At 74.0% G+C, this 15,085-nt stretch carries 12 protein-coding genes; 8 read left to right on the forward strand and 4 right to left on the reverse strand.

The window, feature by feature from the left end; genetic code table 11:
* Positions 1 to 33 precede the first annotated feature (33 nt).
* Positions 34 to 621 (reverse strand): pyridoxamine 5'-phosphate oxidase family protein, encoded by a 588-nt coding sequence (locus BBK14_RS15270; RefSeq protein WP_071063107.1) that lies wholly within the window; start codon positions 619 to 621, stop codon positions 34 to 36.
* Between the two features lie 337 nt (positions 622 to 958).
* On the opposite strand from BBK14_RS15270, the gene BBK14_RS40145 reads away from it, so the two are divergent.
* Both BBK14_RS40145 and BBK14_RS15280 read left to right on the forward strand, forming a co-directional pair.
* Positions 959 to 2,584 (forward strand): serine/threonine-protein kinase, encoded by a 1,626-nt coding sequence (locus BBK14_RS40145; protein ID WP_071063109.1) that lies wholly within the window; start codon positions 959 to 961, stop codon positions 2,582 to 2,584.
* Positions 2,585 to 2,799: 215 nt separating this feature from the next.
* Positions 2,800 to 5,319: a TIR domain-containing protein gene (locus BBK14_RS15280; RefSeq protein WP_071063111.1), complete on the forward strand. Its 2,520-nt coding sequence runs from the start codon at positions 2,800 to 2,802 to the stop codon at positions 5,317 to 5,319.
* Between the two features lie 63 nt (positions 5,320 to 5,382).
* Here BBK14_RS15280 and BBK14_RS15285 read toward each other — a convergent pair whose 3' ends face one another.
* Together BBK14_RS15285 and BBK14_RS15290 are read right to left on the reverse strand one after the other, a co-directional pair.
* On the reverse strand, positions 5,383 to 6,789 hold the full coding sequence (locus BBK14_RS15285; RefSeq protein WP_083390972.1) for a bifunctional o-acetylhomoserine/o-acetylserine sulfhydrylase: 1,407 nt from the start codon (positions 6,787 to 6,789) through the stop codon (positions 5,383 to 5,385).
* Entirely contained in the window at positions 6,786 to 7,991 is a 1,206-nt protein-coding gene (locus BBK14_RS15290; protein WP_071063113.1) for an isopenicillin N synthase family dioxygenase, read from the reverse strand. The genes BBK14_RS15285 and BBK14_RS15290 overlap by 4 nt, the downstream gene beginning before the upstream one ends.
* Before the next feature lie 197 nt (positions 7,992 to 8,188).
* Here BBK14_RS15290 and BBK14_RS41690 point away from each other — a divergent pair, with 197 nt between their 5' ends.
* The 3 genes from BBK14_RS41690 to metX all read left to right on the forward strand — a co-directional run bounded on the left by BBK14_RS41690 (position 8,189) and on the right by metX (position 11,247).
* Positions 8,189 to 8,281: a putative leader peptide gene (locus BBK14_RS41690; RefSeq protein ID WP_338045467.1), complete on the forward strand. Its 93-nt coding sequence runs from the start codon at positions 8,189 to 8,191 to the stop codon at positions 8,279 to 8,281.
* A 444-nt stretch (positions 8,282 to 8,725) separates the two neighbouring features.
* On the forward strand, positions 8,726 to 10,021 hold the full coding sequence (locus BBK14_RS15295; protein WP_071063115.1) for a bifunctional o-acetylhomoserine/o-acetylserine sulfhydrylase: 1,296 nt from the start codon (positions 8,726 to 8,728) through the stop codon (positions 10,019 to 10,021).
* Complete coding sequence (gene metX, locus BBK14_RS15300) at positions 10,018 to 11,247, forward strand: homoserine O-acetyltransferase MetX (RefSeq protein ID WP_071063117.1); 1,230 nt, start codon at positions 10,018 to 10,020, stop codon at positions 11,245 to 11,247. Before BBK14_RS15295 ends, metX begins: the two co-directional genes overlap by 4 nt.
* Before the next feature lie 24 nt (positions 11,248 to 11,271).
* On the opposite strand, the gene BBK14_RS15305 is transcribed toward metX, so the two are convergent.
* Positions 11,272 to 12,378, reverse strand: a complete 1,107-nt coding sequence (locus BBK14_RS15305; protein ID WP_071063119.1) for a cation diffusion facilitator family transporter — start codon at positions 12,376 to 12,378, stop codon at positions 11,272 to 11,274.
* A 284-nt stretch (positions 12,379 to 12,662) separates the two neighbouring features.
* Between BBK14_RS15305 and BBK14_RS15310 the strand changes: the two genes are divergently transcribed.
* The 3 genes from BBK14_RS15310 to BBK14_RS41320 are packed head-to-tail and all read left to right on the forward strand — an operon-like array spanning position 12,663 to position 15,066.
* The gene (locus BBK14_RS15310; protein ID WP_241831499.1) at positions 12,663 to 13,604 is read left to right on the forward strand and encodes a histidine kinase; all 942 of its coding nucleotides are present in this window, start codon (positions 12,663 to 12,665) and stop codon (positions 13,602 to 13,604) included.
* 59 nt (positions 13,605 to 13,663) lie between these two features.
* Positions 13,664 to 14,053 carry a hypothetical protein gene (locus BBK14_RS40150; protein WP_241831501.1) on the forward strand — a complete coding sequence of 130 codons (390 nt, stop codon included), beginning with the start codon at positions 13,664 to 13,666 and terminating at the stop codon, positions 14,051 to 14,053.
* Positions 14,023 to 15,066, forward strand: coding sequence for a histidine kinase (locus tag BBK14_RS41320; RefSeq protein ID WP_275078490.1), 1,044 nt, complete (start codon positions 14,023 to 14,025; stop codon positions 15,064 to 15,066). Before BBK14_RS40150 ends, BBK14_RS41320 begins: the two co-directional genes overlap by 31 nt.
* The last annotated feature ends 19 nt before the right edge of the window (positions 15,067 to 15,085 follow it).

Raw genomic sequence — 15,085 nt, forward strand, 5'->3', positions numbered from 1 at the left:
CTCAGCCGGTGGCTCGGTCGGTAGGAGAGCGGCTCAGCCGGTGCGGGGCGGCAGGGGGAGCGGGAGGGCGGGCAGGCCGTCGATGCTCGCGCCGTTGTACGGGGCCCGATCGCAGTAGGCGCCGAACTCGGGGTCCGTCCTGCGGTCGAAGTACTGGGCGTGCAGCGGGCGCTCGTCCCGGTAGTCCATGAAGGGGACGGCGTAGCCGCAGCTGTCGCTGATCCGCCGCGCGGAGATCAGGATGACCGCCCGAAGCCCGCCCGCGGCCGCCTGGCCGGGCGGGAAGCGGGCGATCAGCTCCGGCCACCGCGGGTCGTCGCGGAACACCGGCTCGCCGGTCCCGTGCACCCGGACGATCTTCGGTGGCCCGTCGAAGGCGCACCACATGAGGGTGATCCGGCCGTTCTCGCGCAGGTGCGCGATCGTCTCCGCGTGGCTGCCGCCGAAGTCGAGGTAGGCGACCGTCCGCTCGTCGAGCACGGTGAGCGAGCCGTCGCGGCCCTTCGGCGAGAGGTTGACGTGGCCGTCGGCGGAGAGCGGCGCCGACGCCACGAAGAAGATCTTCTGATCCTCGATGAACGACCGCAGTCGGTCGTCGATCCGGTCATAGGTGCGCCCCATTCCCGGAGTATCCGCGACCGGACGGCCCGCCCACCGGCCTTCGGCGCCGGTGCCCGGAACCCGGTCCTGAACCCGACTCCGAACCTGGCTCGGGGCCGTTCGGGTGGCTGCGCTGATGTGGCACGTGGGTAGCCGGGTGGTCACCGCGTATCTACCTGTGGACGGGCTCGAGCCCGGTGGTCGCCGTGCGCGCGGCGGTGGGCCGCCAACCGGGTGCCGAGCCCGTCGGGCACGTCCGCCCGATGCCCGATGTCCGATGTCCGATCACGAGTGATCCGGTGGTGACCGTGAACCCGTCCGACGCAGCGGCCCAGGAACCTGGCGGTCGGAGGAGCTGGTGGCGTTGAAGCCGCTGCGGGCCGGTGACCCGCTCGTCGTGGGGCCCTACCGGCTGGCGGCCCGGCTGGGCAGCGGCGGCATGGGCGTTGTGTACCTCGGCGTGGACGGCGCCGGTTGCCAGGCCGCCGTCAAGGTGCTGCGCGACGAGTACCTCGACGACGAGGGCTTCCGCCGCCGGTTCACCCGGGAGGCCGCCGCGATCGCCGTCATCGACAGCCCGCGGGTCGCCCGCCTCCTGGACGCCGAACCGGCCGGTGACCCGCCGTGGATCGCCACCGAATACGTCTACGGCCCCACCCTGCTCGGCGCCGTCACGGCGGACGGCCCCGCCGGGCAGGAGGCCCTGCGCACCCTCGCGACCGGTCTCGCCGAGGCGCTGCGCGCGATCCACGACGTCGACGTGGTGCACCGCGACCTCAAGCCCAGCAACGTCATCCTCGCCGTGGACGGCCCGAAGGTGATCGACTTCGGCATCGCCGCGGGGCTGCCGGGGACGATGACGGCCTCCGGTGTGGTGCTGGGCAGCGTCGGCTACATGGCGCCCGAGCTGATCGCCGGTGACAACCGGCCGGGCCCGGCCGCCGACGTCTTCGGCTGGGCGCTGACGGTCGCGTTCGCGGCGACCGGGCGGGCGCCGTTCGGTGACGGGCCGCTGCAGGCGCTCGTGCTGCGTACGGTGCAGGGAGACGCCGACATCGACGGCGTCCCCGCCGACCTGCGCCCGGTGGTGACCACGGCGCTGCGCAAGCGGCCGGAGCTGCGCCCGGGTGCGGCGGACCTGCTGCGCTGGCTGGTCTCCGGTGACGTGCCGGCCGGCATCGACCCGCGAGCGGACGCCGACCGGGTCCTCGAGGTCGTCACGGGCCTGGGCGCTCCGGCGGGTGCGGGCGCTCCGACGGGCGGGGACGCTCCGGCCAGCGGAGGTGCCGCCGGGGACGGCGCGCAGGGCCGGCCGGGTCTGCGTCGCCGGGTGCCGGCGGCGGGCCGCCGACTGGTTCCGGCCGCCGGGGTCGTCGCGATCCTCGCCGCGGCGGCCGGGATGAACGTCGTCCCGGGGGACGCGCTGACCGCCGCGCGGTCCAGCCGGGCCGAGCAGGCGGCGCTGCCCGTGGTGAGTGCGGCCGGGGCCGGCCCGGCGGCGGGGTCGCCCGCGACGCGCGACGGGCGGGACCGGGTGGCCGTGCCGGTGGACCCGCCACCCCCGCCCCCGCCCGTCGAGCCGCCCGTGGTGGTCGTCACCGGAGCCATCGGTGGAGTCACCGCCGCGGCCGGTCGTCCGGCGCCGGCCCCCGTGCGGCGCGCGTGGGCCGGGCACCCGGCGGCCGCGGGCGCCGGGACCGCGGCGGAGTCGGCGCTGGCCGGCTTCGCCGGCCTCGACCGGCTGCTCGCCCCGTGGCGGCCGACGGTGGGGGAGGTGGCGACCCCCCGGGTGCCGGACCTGCCCGACGTGTCGGGGGTGTCCGTCGAGGTCCCGGGAGCGCGGCCGGTTCTGGTGCTCTCCCGCCGCCTGCCCGATGTCTTCTCCCGGACACCCGTGCCGTCGGTGGAACTGCTCCGGACGCTGTCCTGGATGCGGTCGGAGCCGCGGGAACGTGCTGGTCGGGGCACCTCGCGGGGGCATTGACCCGGCTGCGTCGACATACCGGCCCGCATACCGGCCGCCGGCACGACAAATCGTTTCCCCATGCCAGGGGGCGGGGYCGTCCCAGGCGAGTCCCGCCAGATGCCGGCGTTGCTCCGTGCGCGGCCTGTTCTGCCGGCGCGGAACGGCACCGGTTATTCCCCCACTGTGTGCGAGCAGGTGATACTGACGTGTTCGCACGAGGGGGGAGACGTTGAATGGCGCCGCGGGCCGTGGTGGAGCCGGTTGCCTTCCTGAGCTATGCGCACACGGACGACACCGGTCGCGGTCGTCTCACCAGGCTCAGGACGGATCTGGAACACGAGCTCTGCGAGCGCTCCGGCCGGGATATCAAGATCTTCCAGGATCGCAGCGACGTCGTAGCGGGTGACCTCTGGCGATCCACACTCGAGACCGGGCTGGGCAGGGTTCTGTTCCTGCTGCCGGTGGTGTCCCCCGCCTTCGTGGCCAGTGACGAGTGCCTCCGCGAGTTCACCCAGTTCCTGGCCCTGGAACGCGCCGAGCAGTCCAGGCGCGGCGCGCGCCGCCGGATAATCCCGATCTACTGGTCCGAGGTGGACCTGGCCGGGCTGCTCGCCGCCGCCGAGGAGAGCAGCGATTATCAGCGCGCCGCCATGCTCCGGGTGCTGCGCGACCGCCAGCACCATGCCATCAGGCCACTGCGCACCCTGCGCCCGAGCAGCGGGACGTACGTGCGGGAGATCGGCCGCCTGGCGCAGGTCATGGCGGACCGGCTGCCCCCGCCGCCGAGCCTCGGGAGCCGGCTGGCCGGGTCGGTATCCGTCCTCGCCCGCCGCCGGGGCGGCCGGTTGCGGACCGCCCTCGTCGGCCTGGTCACCGTCCTTGCGGTGCTGGTCTCGTTCGTGCTCTGGAACATCCTCGGATCCGGTGGCGGTGATGGCACCGCCGCCGGCCCGGGCACCGGCGGCCCCTGCGGCACGGCGGCGTTGGAGGCGGTGCGGTCGCGCCAGGGCGAGGCCATCCTGGGAAAGCTGCAGTGCATCGGTCTCCGTACCGGCGCGGACGGGGCCTTTACCGTCGCCGATCCGAACGCCGGTGACGKCGCGCCGGCCGGCCAGGGCGTGCCGGCGGGCGGGGAGGTGCCCAGCGACACCGAGCGGAGCATCGAGGCGGCCTGGCAGCAGATCGTGGCCGAGAACGAGCGGACCGAGCGGGCGGACCGCGAGCGCGGCGCATCGCCCGACTACCTGACGGTCGTGCTGGCCGGCCACCTGAGCTCCGGGGAACAGACGGACGGGCTCGACAACGTCGAGCTGCTTACCGCGCTGACCGGGATGCGGCAGTTCAATGCCGCGCACCGTGACGACCTGCGGATGCGGGTGTGGGCCGCGAACCTCGGCGGGGACGCGGAGTTCGCCGCGCAGGCCGGGGACAAGATCAGCGAGGCCGCCAGGGATGTCGGGCCGGTGATCGTCGTGGGGCTCGGCCAGACCCGTGACGACTCCGAGAAGATGATCAATAATGTCGGCCAGATGGACCTCGCCGGCAACACGGACGCCTTCTCAGGCGTGCCGATGATCGCAGCCACCCAGTCCGGGACGGATCTGACCGGGGAGCCCGGTTACTTCCGGATCGGCGGATCCGACGACCGGCAGGCCGAGATGGGGCTGTCCTGGGCGCCGCGGGGCCTGCTCCACCGGGTCGTTCCGTTCATCGTCTACGACGACGCGGATCGCTGGGGCCGGAGCATGCTCGATGCCTACAACCGGAAGCTGACCAGCCCCGAGTACAAGTCCCGGTTCGACGGCACCGCGTTCGAGACCCTGCTCGAGCAGCGGGTGATCGCCTACTCGACGGATCCCGACACCCCGAGACCGCTGGGTGACGTGCTGGCGGAACCGCAGGACAGGATCTGCGGGGACAACCCCGAGATAAACGGAACGGTGGTGACCGACGCACCCCGGCTCATCATCTACGCCGGGCGGACGGCAGAACTCCCCGAGCTGCTCAGCCTTCTCATGACCCTGCCCGCGAAGTGCCGGAGCAACGTCCACGTGCTGGGTGGCGACGCGCTTTCCGACCTGCGCGACGGGGATGCCTGGGACACCGTCCGGGAAATTCTCGAGAAGGACCCCATCACCAGGCCGAAGCTCCTGTTCTCGGCTTTCGGCCCGGAGGAGCCGAATTCGGCGCGAAGGCTGCTCGAGAACGGTCTCATCGCCGACTTCGGCCCGGCCGAGAGCGAATTCCGCAGGGTCCGGGACCTTCTCCCGGAGGAGGACCGGCCCAGATTCGCGGAGTTTCCCGACTCGGCMGCCTGGGCCCTGTACGACGCCGTCACGCTCGCCGGGCAGGTCGGGCTGCGTGCCGGGTCGTGCCGGCGCGAACCGGCCGGGGACGGGTGCCGCGAGCTGCTGGACCGGGCGGACGCCGTCCGCGAGACGTCGCACCGCCGGCTCACCACCGGTTTCGACGGCTTCGACCTGTATGTCGCGCTCCGCGAGGTCTACCAGGGCAGACGCGGCTTCGTGGGGGTCACCGGGGTCGTGCACGACCCCGAGCCCGACCGCGCGCTCGACGTGCCCGACCAGGGCGGCGGCCTGGACCCGGCCGGGAAGCTGATGGTGGTCTACGAGCTCTCCGCGGAACCGTCGCGCGCGGTCATCACCGTCAGCTGTGCCATCCCGGACCCGCGCGCCGCGGCAGCGGCGAGCACGCGCTGCGACGGTCGGGAGGTCGGCCTCGGAGCGCCCTGACCCGCCCCGCCCGGGCGCCGTCGGGACGCCAGCCGACCGCGGGCGTCCCGACCGCCGGAGGTCTCAGACGGGGCCCGTGATCGCGCGGAACGCCCCGTCGAGGTCGGCGAGGATGTCGTCCACGCCCTCGAGGCCGACGCAGAGCCTGACCAGGTCGGCGGACACCCCGCTGGTGAGCCGTTCGTCCTCGCGCAGCTGCGCGTGCGTGGTGGACGCCGGGTGGATGGCCAGCGAGCGGACGTCGCCGACGTTCGCCAGGTGGCTGTGCAGCTCCAGCGCCTCGATGAACGCGGGCCCGGCCGCCGCCCCGCCGCGCAGGCCGAACGCGACCACCGCCCCGGTGCCGCGCGGCAGGTAACGCGCCGCCGCGGCGTGCCACGGGCTGGAGCGCAGCCCCGGGTAGGCCACCCAGCCGACCTCGTCGCGCGCGGCCAGCCACTCGGCGACGCGCAGCGCGTTGGCGCTGTGCCGCTCCATCCGCAGCGACAGCGTCTCCAGGCCCTGCAACAGCAGGAACGCGTTCATCGGCGCCAGCGCGGGGCCGAGGTCGCGCAGCAGCCGCGCGCGGGCCCGCAGGATGAAGGCCGTCTCGGGGAAGGCGTCGAGGAACACCAGGCCGTCGTAGGCCGGGTCCGGTTCGGTGAACCGCGGGTAGCGCCCGTTGCCCCAGTCGAACCGGCCGCCGTCGACGATGATCCCGCCGATGGACGTCCCGTGCCCGCCGATGAACTTCGTGGCCGAGTGCAGCACGACGTCAGCCCCATGCTCAAGCGGGCGGGCCAGGTAGGGCGAGGCCAGCGTGTTGTCGACGAGCAGCGGTATCCCGGCCTCGTGCGCGACCCCCGCGACGCCGGCGATGTCGAGGACGTTCCCGCGCGGGTTGCCGATCGTCTCGCCGTAGAACGCCGCGGTGTTYGGCCGGATCGCCGCGCGCCAGGCGTCGAGGTCGTCCGGGTCGTCGACGAACGTGGTCTCGATGCCCAGGTCGGCCAGGGTGTGGCGGAACAGGGCGTACGTTCCGCCGTAGAGCGACGCGGACGACACCAGGTGGTCGCCGGCGGAGGCGAGGTTGAGGACGGCCAGGGTCTGCGCGGCCTGCCCGCTGGCTGTCGCCAGGGCGGCGACACCGCCCTCGAGGTCGGCGACGCGCTGCTCGAGGGCGTCCTGCGTCGGGTTCACCACCCGCGTGTAGGTGAAACCCGTCTCGGTGAGGGCGAACAGACCGGCGGCGTAGGCCGCGTCCGGGAACACGAACGAGGTGCTCTGGTAGATCGGCACCGCGCGGGCCCCGGTCGTGGGATCGGGGCGGGTCCCGGCGTGGATCTGCCGGGTCTCGAACGACCAGTCCGGCGTGCCCGCCGCCGGCCGCCCCGGCTCGCCTCTCTCGCGGGGCGCCGGCGTGACGGCCTTCTGGCCTGCCGGCGCGGCGGTGTTCTGGCGGGCCGGGGAGGCGCCGATGGTGTCGGTCACGCGCCGCCTCCGGCCGCCGGCGCCACGCCCGCCGGGGGTGCCACGTCGGCGTAGTGGCGGCGGGCCACCTCGGGATGGCTGCGCAGCCAGCTCTTCAGGGTGTTCGTCCCGTGCTGGGCGAAGATCGGGTTCTCCGGGTCGGGTGGTTCGGCGTCGGGGATCTCCGCGAGGAGGGCGTCGGGCAGCGGCATGGGTTCGAGGGTGGCCGACAGCCGTGGCCCGAAGAAGAACGCCACGGACACCCGCTCGTGGCCTGGTGGTGGGCTCACGACCCGGTGGACGGTTGCCCGGTAGTAACGCCGGGTGGCCAGCTCGAACATCTCGCCGATGTTCACCACGAACGCGCCAGGCACTGCGGCGGCCTCGATCCACCCGCCCGCGCCGTCGGCGACCTGTAGGCCGGACGGGCCCGTGGGGGAGCGGGGGTCCGGGTGGGCGCCGTCCTGGCGGGCTGAGCGGACGCCGTCCTGCAGGACGAAGGTCAGGAAGCCGCCGTCCTTGTGCGCGCCGACGCCCTGGCCGATGCCTTGGTCGACGTTCTGGCCGTCCGCGGCGGCGTTGGGCTCGGCAGCGTCGTGTCCGGTGGTGCTGCCGGCGGGGGTCGGCAGGTAGCGCAGCAGCTTCAGATGGGAGCGGGGCTCGGCGGAGAAGGTCGGGTCCAGGTGGTCGGGCGGCAGCCCCAGCGATTCGGCGAGCGCGCGCACCAGCACCCGCGCGACGCGCCCAAGCTCGGCCAGGTAGGCGAGGGCGGCCACGCGCAGCTCCGGCAGCGCCGCCGGCCACTGGTTGGGCCCGTCCAGACGCAGGTAGGGCGGGTCGTCCGGCCCGAGGACGCGGGCCGGCCGCTCGTCGGAGATGTCGATCTGCTCGCGAAGGTCCGGCCTGCCCCGGGTTATCTCGTGCCCGAGGCGGGTGTAGCCGCGGAAGTGCGGGGAGTGGACGTTCTCGATCTCGAGTTTGGCAGCGAGCGGCAGGTCGAAGAACGCGCGGCTCACCGCGATGATCCGCTCCGTGAGGCCGGAAGGTACGCCGTGCCCGGTCAGCTGGAGAAAGCCCGGATCGCGGCAGGCCGCGCGCAGTGCGTCGAGGAAGTCCCGGCGGTCGGCACGGCCGTCCGGCGCGGTGTAGTCGCGCAGGTCGAGGACGGGGAGTCTCGCGGCACCCGCGCTCGCGGCGCGCGGACGAGCGGGGGAGTCGGGCATGCGAGCCTCCCTGCTCCGGGCGGGACGCGTCGGCGGGACTTTACTAGCTTTCTCGATCGGAGAAGTAGTTTTCCGTGAAGGGCGAGGTCGTGGGTCCACGGGACGTTCGGTATTGGGTTGATGACACATGGGAGTGTGGCGTGGGACACGTTGGACGCGTGTTGTCGGCCCGGTATCCGGCGTGTTTCGGTTCGGGCATGTCGACTCCGCTGATGCTGGTGCGTCGGGAGTACATCGATCTGCTCCGCGTCACCTCGGCCGCCTGTACCGGCGGCCGGCCGCTCGGCTAGTTCCCGTCGGGCGAGCGCGACACCTCGCTCCCACGGTCCCACGCTCGCGCTGCTCCTGCGCTCCCACGCTCGCGCTGCTCCCGCAAGCCGCACGCATCCGTCCGGTGGCGCCCGCCGTCCCGTACATGTGGTCCGGCACCGCTGTGACCCGCACTGCGAGCGGGGCCGTTCGGCCGACGCGCTGCCAGGCCATGACCCGGCGGAGTGGTGCCGGTGCGGCGTGTATCCGCGCCATTCCGCTCCGGGCGGGGCATCCTTCTTCCGGCCCCGGGCCGAGGTGCCGAACGGCCACCCGGCCGCGACCAACGGATGTGCGCCGGGGGGCCGGCCAGGCCATGAGATGGGCGTGGCGCACCCCGTGAGGCCCCCCGTCCACGCCGCCGTCCGAGAACCACCCCGAACCAGGCTCCGCCGTGCCACCACCGCCAGAGGGGGACTTCCGCCATGACCGAGTCGAACTGGTCGTTCGAGACGCAGCAGATCCACGCGGGCGCCCAGCCCGATCCGACGACCGGTGCGCGAGCCGTCCCGATCTACCAGACGACGAGCTTCGTCTTCCGCGACACCGACCACGCGGCCGCGCTGTTCGCGCTCGGCGAGCCGGGCAACATCTACACCCGGATCATGAACCCCACCCAGGACGTCTTCGAGCAGCGCGTCGCCGCCCTCGAAGGCGGGATCGGCGCGCTCGCCACGGCATCGGGGCAGGCGGCGGAGACGCTGGCGATCCTCAACCTGGCCGAGGCCGGCGACCACATCGTCAGCTCCGCGAACCTCTACGGCGGCACCTACAACCTGTTCCACTACACGCTGCCCAAGTTCGGCGTCTCGGTGTCGTTCGTCGACAACCCGGACGACCTTGACGCCTGGCGGGCCGTGGTACGCCCCGAGACGCGGGCCTTCTACGGCGAGACGATCGGCAACCCGCGCGGGGACGTCTTCGACACCGAGGGCGTCGCGGCCGTCGCGCACGAGGCCGGGATACCTCTGATCATCGACAACACCCTGGCGACGCCCTACCTGTACCGGCCGTTCGAGCACGGCGCCGACATCGTCGTGCACTCGGCGACCAAGTTCATCGGCGGCCACGGCACCTCGATCGGCGGGATCATCGTCGACAGTGGCCGGTTCGACTACGGCGCCAGCGGGCGGTTCGCGAACTTCACCACCCCCGACCCGAGCTACCACGGCCTGGTCTACTGGGACGCCCTCGGCCACGGCAGCTACATCGCCAAGGCCCGGGTGCAGCTCCTGCGCGACCTCGGCCCGGCCGTCGCGCCGCTCAACTCCTTCCTGTTCCTGCAGGGCCTGGAGACGCTGTCACTGCGGATGGAGCGGCACAGCGCCAACGCCCAGCGGGTCGCCGAGTGGCTGCGGGCGCGCGACGAGGTGAGCTGGGTCGCCTACCCGAAGCTGGCCGGCTCGCCGTGGTACGAGCGGGCGAGCCGGGTCCTGCCCCGCGGCGCGGGCGCCGTGCTGGCGTTCGGTATCGAGGGCGGTGCGGCGGCGGGCCGGCGGTTCGTCGAGGGTCTGGAGCTGTTCAGCCACCTCGCCAACATCGGCGACGTCCGTTCGCTGGTCATCCACCCGGCGACGACCACCCACTCGCAGCTCACCGACGCCGAGCAGGCGGCGACCGGGGTCACCCCCGACCTGATCCGGCTGTCGGTGGGCATCGAGGGCATCGACGACATCCTCGCCGACCTCGACGCTGGCTTCCGGGCCGCGAAGTCCGGATGACCGACCAGCGTCGGGACGCCGCACCCGCCAGCCAGCCGGCGCCGCCACCCCGGCCACCGTCGGGTCTGCGGCCGGTACCGGTACCGGTACCGGCACCGCCGTCGCCGTCGCCGTCGGCGCCGCCGGCGTCGGCCGCGTGGCGCCCCGGCGACCCGGTGGGAGACCGCCGGTTCGTCAGGTCGGCCGGCCCGCTGACCCTGGAACGCGGTGGTTCGCTGCCCGAGGTGACGATCGCCTACGAGACGTGGGGCACGCTCGCGCCCGACGCGGGTAACGCCGTGCTGGTGCTGCACGCGCTCACCGGCGACAGTCACGCCGCCGGCGGCGCCGGGCCGGGGCATCCGACCCCGGGCTGGTGGGGTGGGCTGGTGGGGCCGGGCGCCGTCCTCGACACCGACCGGTTCTTCGTCGTCTGCCCGAACGTCCTCGGTGGCTGTCAGGGCACGACGGGCCCGGCCTCCGCCGCATCCGACGGACGCCCCTGGGGCGGCCGCTGGCCGGAGATCACCGTCGGCGACCAGGTCAGGGCGGAGGCCCTGCTGGCCGACGAGCTCGGCGTGGGCCGGTGGGCGGCCGTCATCGGCGGCTCGATGGGCGGGATGCGGGCGCTGGAATGGGCGCTGGCGTTCCCCGCCCGGGTGCGGCGCGCCGTCGTGATCGCCTGCGGAGCGGCGGCGACCGCCGAACAGATCGCGCTCTACGCCACCCAGCTCGCGATGATCCGCGCCGACCCGAACTGGCGTGGCGGTGACTACCACGACCGCCCGCCCGGGGCCGGGCCGCACGTCGGGCTGGGCCTGGCCCGGCAGATGGGGCAGGTCAGCTACCGCAGTGAGCGCGAGCTGGCCCACCGGTTCGGCAACGCGGTGCAGGCGGACGGCCGCTACGCCGCCGCGTCCTACGTCGAGCATCACGGGGCGAAGCTGGCGCACCGTTTCGACGCCGGCAGCTACCTCACGCTGACCGCGGCGATGATGAGCCAGGACGCCGGCCGCGGCCGTGGCGGCGTGCCGGCGGCGCTGCGGGCCTGCCCCGTCCCGGTGACGGTCGCCGGCATCGACAGCGACCGCCTCTACCCGCCGCGCCTGCAGGCCGAGCTCGCCCGCCACCTGGGCACCGAGCTGCGCCTCGTCCCATCCGCGTCGGGTCACGACGGCTTCCTGCTCGAGACGGCCGCCGTCGGCAGGGTCGTCCGCGACGCGCTCGCCCCCGCCGCGACGTGCTGATCGCCCCGGGCGGCCTTCGTGCCGCTATCCGGCGGGTCCGACCTGATGGAGGTGGTGGGCCAAAGCCCCGTGCCTGCCGCCCGACGACGCGGTGGACGCGTGATCCGTGTGGACCGTCGCCGCGGTCAGTCGGGAGACGGCGTGGATCATGGAGTGCTCGGCCTCCACCGCGATCGCGTGCGCGTCGACGACGGTCAGGTGCTCGTCCACGAGGATGTCGGCCTCGGCGCGGAGCTGGTGGCCGATCCACCGCAGCCGCAGCGCGCCGACCCCGCGTACCCCGGCCGTCGCGGCCAGCGCGGCCTCCGCCGCGTCGACCAACCCGGGATCAACGGCATCCATCAGGCGCTCGTAGACCTCCCGGACCGCGTCCCGCAGCACCGCGAGGATCGCGACCGTGACCATGAGGCCGATCAGCGGGTCCGTCAGCTGCCAGCCCAGCCCGACCCCGCCGGCGCCGATCAGCACGGCCAGCGAGGTGAATCCGTCCGTGCGGGCGTGCAGCCCGTCGGCGACCAGTGCCGCAGACCCGATTCTCCGGCCTGTTTCGATCCGGTAGCGGGCGACCCATTCATTGCCGATGAATCCGAGCAGGCCGGCCACCGCCACCGCCGGCAGATGCGACACGTCCCGCGGATGGATCAGCCGGTCCACCGCCTCGTATGCGGCCACCCCCGCGGACGTGGCGATGACGAGCACCACCGCGATGCCGGCCAGGTCCTCCGCACGGCCGTACCCGTAGGTGAACCGGCGGGTCGCCGGCCGCCGGCCCAGCCAGAACGCGACCGCGAGGGGAAGCGCGGTCAGCGCGTCCGCGGCGTTGTGGATGGTGTCTCCGAGCAGGGCCACCGACCCGGAGAGCAGGACAACGACGAACTGACAGACGGCCGTGACACCGAGGATCACCAGGGAGTTCCGCAGCGCCCGTATCCCCTCCGCGGACGCGGCCTCCGCGTCCATCCGGCCGGACAGGCCGTGCGAGTGGCGGTGGGGGTGCGGGAGACGCAGCCGCTCCCAGCCGCGGTGCCCGTGCCCGTGCCCGTGCCCGTGGACGGCGCCGCGCGAATGGTGTGCCCGATCGTCGTTCGCCGCATTTTCCGGAGCTGGATTCGGCGGGCTGAAGTCCTTCACGCGAATACCGTGACACGAAAACAATATTGCGGCTACAAGGCGGAAAGCCCGATGTCGCAGGTGCAAGCATTTCGCTTCTGCGACCATTCCTCTGGTGCGTCGGGGGTGGGCTCCGGGTGAGCGTCGTTGTGACCCCCAGTTGGTCGATCAGTCGTCCCCCGGCCGGGCGGTGCGTGATCCCCGGCGGCCGTGGCTGTCCGTGAGCGTGCGACGATCGCCACGCAGAGCGGCGGCTCCGGTGACCGTGCTGTGACCGCGCAACTGCACAGCCGTCCGCCGAGGCCGTGTTCGGGTTCGTCAGCGACCTCTACACGGTCGTCAACCCGGTGCTCGCGGTGGTGTTCGTCGGCCTGCTCGTGCGGCGCTGCGCCCGGCTCTACGGGCTGGAGCGCTCGCTGATCGCGCCCGCGCTCGCCGTGCTGGGCGTCGTCGTGCTCTGCCTGGCGGCGCTGTCACCCACGCTGGAGAACCACCGGCCTGGGCACGTCGCCGACGGTATCGCCGCGCAGGGCGCCGCGCTGGCGGTGTTCCCGCTCGCGCTGCTCGTCGCGATGGTGCGGCGCGCCGTCGCCGCGGCGACGGCGGCCGATCGCATGCTGCGTCTCGGCGGCGGCCCGGCGACGGTCGGCGCCGTCCGGGACGCGCTGCGCAGCGTGCTGCGCGACGGCACGGTGGACGTCTTCTTCTGGCTGCCCGAGGAGCATCGTTTCGTCGACGTCGACGGGGAGGCGACCGACCCGGACGGGCGGCCGCAGGCCTGGCGCCAGGAGGTGACGGCGACCTCGGGGGAGCGGCTCGCGGTGGTGACCGGCGGGCCGCTGCTGCTTCGGCACGCACCGTTCACCGAGGCCGCGCTGCGGGCCGCGCGGCTGGCGCTGCAGAACGCGCAGCTCCAGGTCGCCATCCAGGCGCAGCTGGTGGAGACCCGGGCTGCCCAGCGGCGCGTCGAGGAGGCCGAGGCCGCCGAGCGCAACCGCATCGCGCGTGACCTGCACGACGGTGTGCAGCAGCGCCTGCTCGCGCTGGCGATGTCGGCGAGCGCGGCGGAGTGGTCCACCGACGACGATCCGGACAGCACGGTATCGGTGTTCCGGGACATCCGGGCGGGGCTGCTGGCGGCGAACGCGGAGGTCCGCAACGCCGCGGGCGGCAGCATGCTGCTGACCAGCCCGCCCGGTGCAGGGACGACGGTACTCGTCAGCGTCCCCGTCGGCGGTGCGCGCTGACGCCGCGCCCGGGGCACGTGGCGCACCCGTTGGCACGGTTGGTCCGGCGGGGGTGGGCGGTGGCGCGTCCGCTGCTGCCGGCGGTGGGCGCCGGTGCCGCGGTCGCCGCGGGGACGCTCTGCGCCGGCTGGCCCTACCTGCGTCACGAGCCCGCGCTGGCGGCGTTGAACATTCTCGTCGCCGGCTCGCTGACCACCGCCGGCGTCCTGCTGGCCGGGTCGGCGCTGCTGCGGCGCACCGGCGTCCTGCTCGCCGGGGCCGGTCTCGCCTGGCTCACGACGTGGACGATGAGCTGGGACACCGGCGTGCTGCCGCTGCTGGGCATCGCCGGCAGCTGCCAGTTCTATCTGCTGTTCGGCACCGCGCTGCTGCTCTACCCGACGGGCGGTTCATCGGGCGGGCCGACCGGGCGATCCTGGTGCTGGCGGCGATCGTGCTCGGGCCGCTGATGCTGTGGAGCATCCTCGCCTCGCGGCCCGAGTGGAACGGGTACGCCCCGGACGTCTGGTGGCCCGCGCCCCTGGCCGACGAGGACGTCTTCGGTGCGATCAGCGACGCGTACCAGGTGGTCAACCCGCTGCTCGCGGTCGGTTTCGCGGTTCTGCTGATCCGACGGCTCCGGCGGGTGCGCGGCCCGGAGCGCGCCGTCGCGCCGCTGGTGCTGCTCGGGGTGGGCGTGGCGATGGCCGGCGCGGCCCTGCTGGCACCGGCCATCGAGGCCGATGACCTGAGCCGGGTGCTGGGGGCGGTCGCGTCGCAGGGCGCTGTTCTGGCGGTGTTCCCGGCGATGCTGGTGGTCGCCACCGGCCGCCGCGTGCTCGGCGTGGCCACCGCCGCCGACCGGGTGCTCCGTCTCGCCGCGCCGGCGACCGTGCGCAGCGTCCGCGACGCGCTGCGTGCCGTCCTGCACGACCCGACGGTCGAGGTGTACTTCCGGTTGCCCGGCGGCGCGGGGTATGTCGACGTGGACGGCCGGCCGGCCGTCGCCCCCATGGAACCGCGCGGTCCCCGCTGGACGCGCGACGTCCGCACCCGGGCCGGCGAGCCGCTCGCCGTGGTGACGGGTGATCCCGCGCTCGGCCATCACGGTGCGTTCACCGACGCGGCGCTGCGGGCCGGGCGCCTCGCGCTGGAGAACGCCCAGCTGCAGGTCGCCGTCCGGGCCCGGCTGGTCGAGACGCGGGAGGCGCACCTGCGTGAGGCCGACGCGCAGGCCGCGCAGCGCCGCCGGATGGCCCGCGACCTCCACGACGGGATGCAGCGGCGGCTCGCCGAGCTCGAGCGGGCCGCCGCCGCGGCCGAGGACGCTGCGGCGGCCGACCCGGTCGCGGCGCGGACCGTGCTGCGGTGGCTGCACGAGGGCCTGCTCGCCGCGAACCAGGAGGTCCGCGACCTGGGGCGTGGCCTGAGCCCGCGGGACGGCACCCACGCGGCCCCGGCGCGCTCCCGCTCCGCCGGCTGATCAGCCCGGCCAGCCGGAG

The organism is Parafrankia soli (assembly GCF_001854695.1).
Taxonomy (GTDB): Bacteria; Actinomycetota; Actinomycetes; order Frankiales; family Frankiaceae; genus Parafrankia; species Parafrankia soli.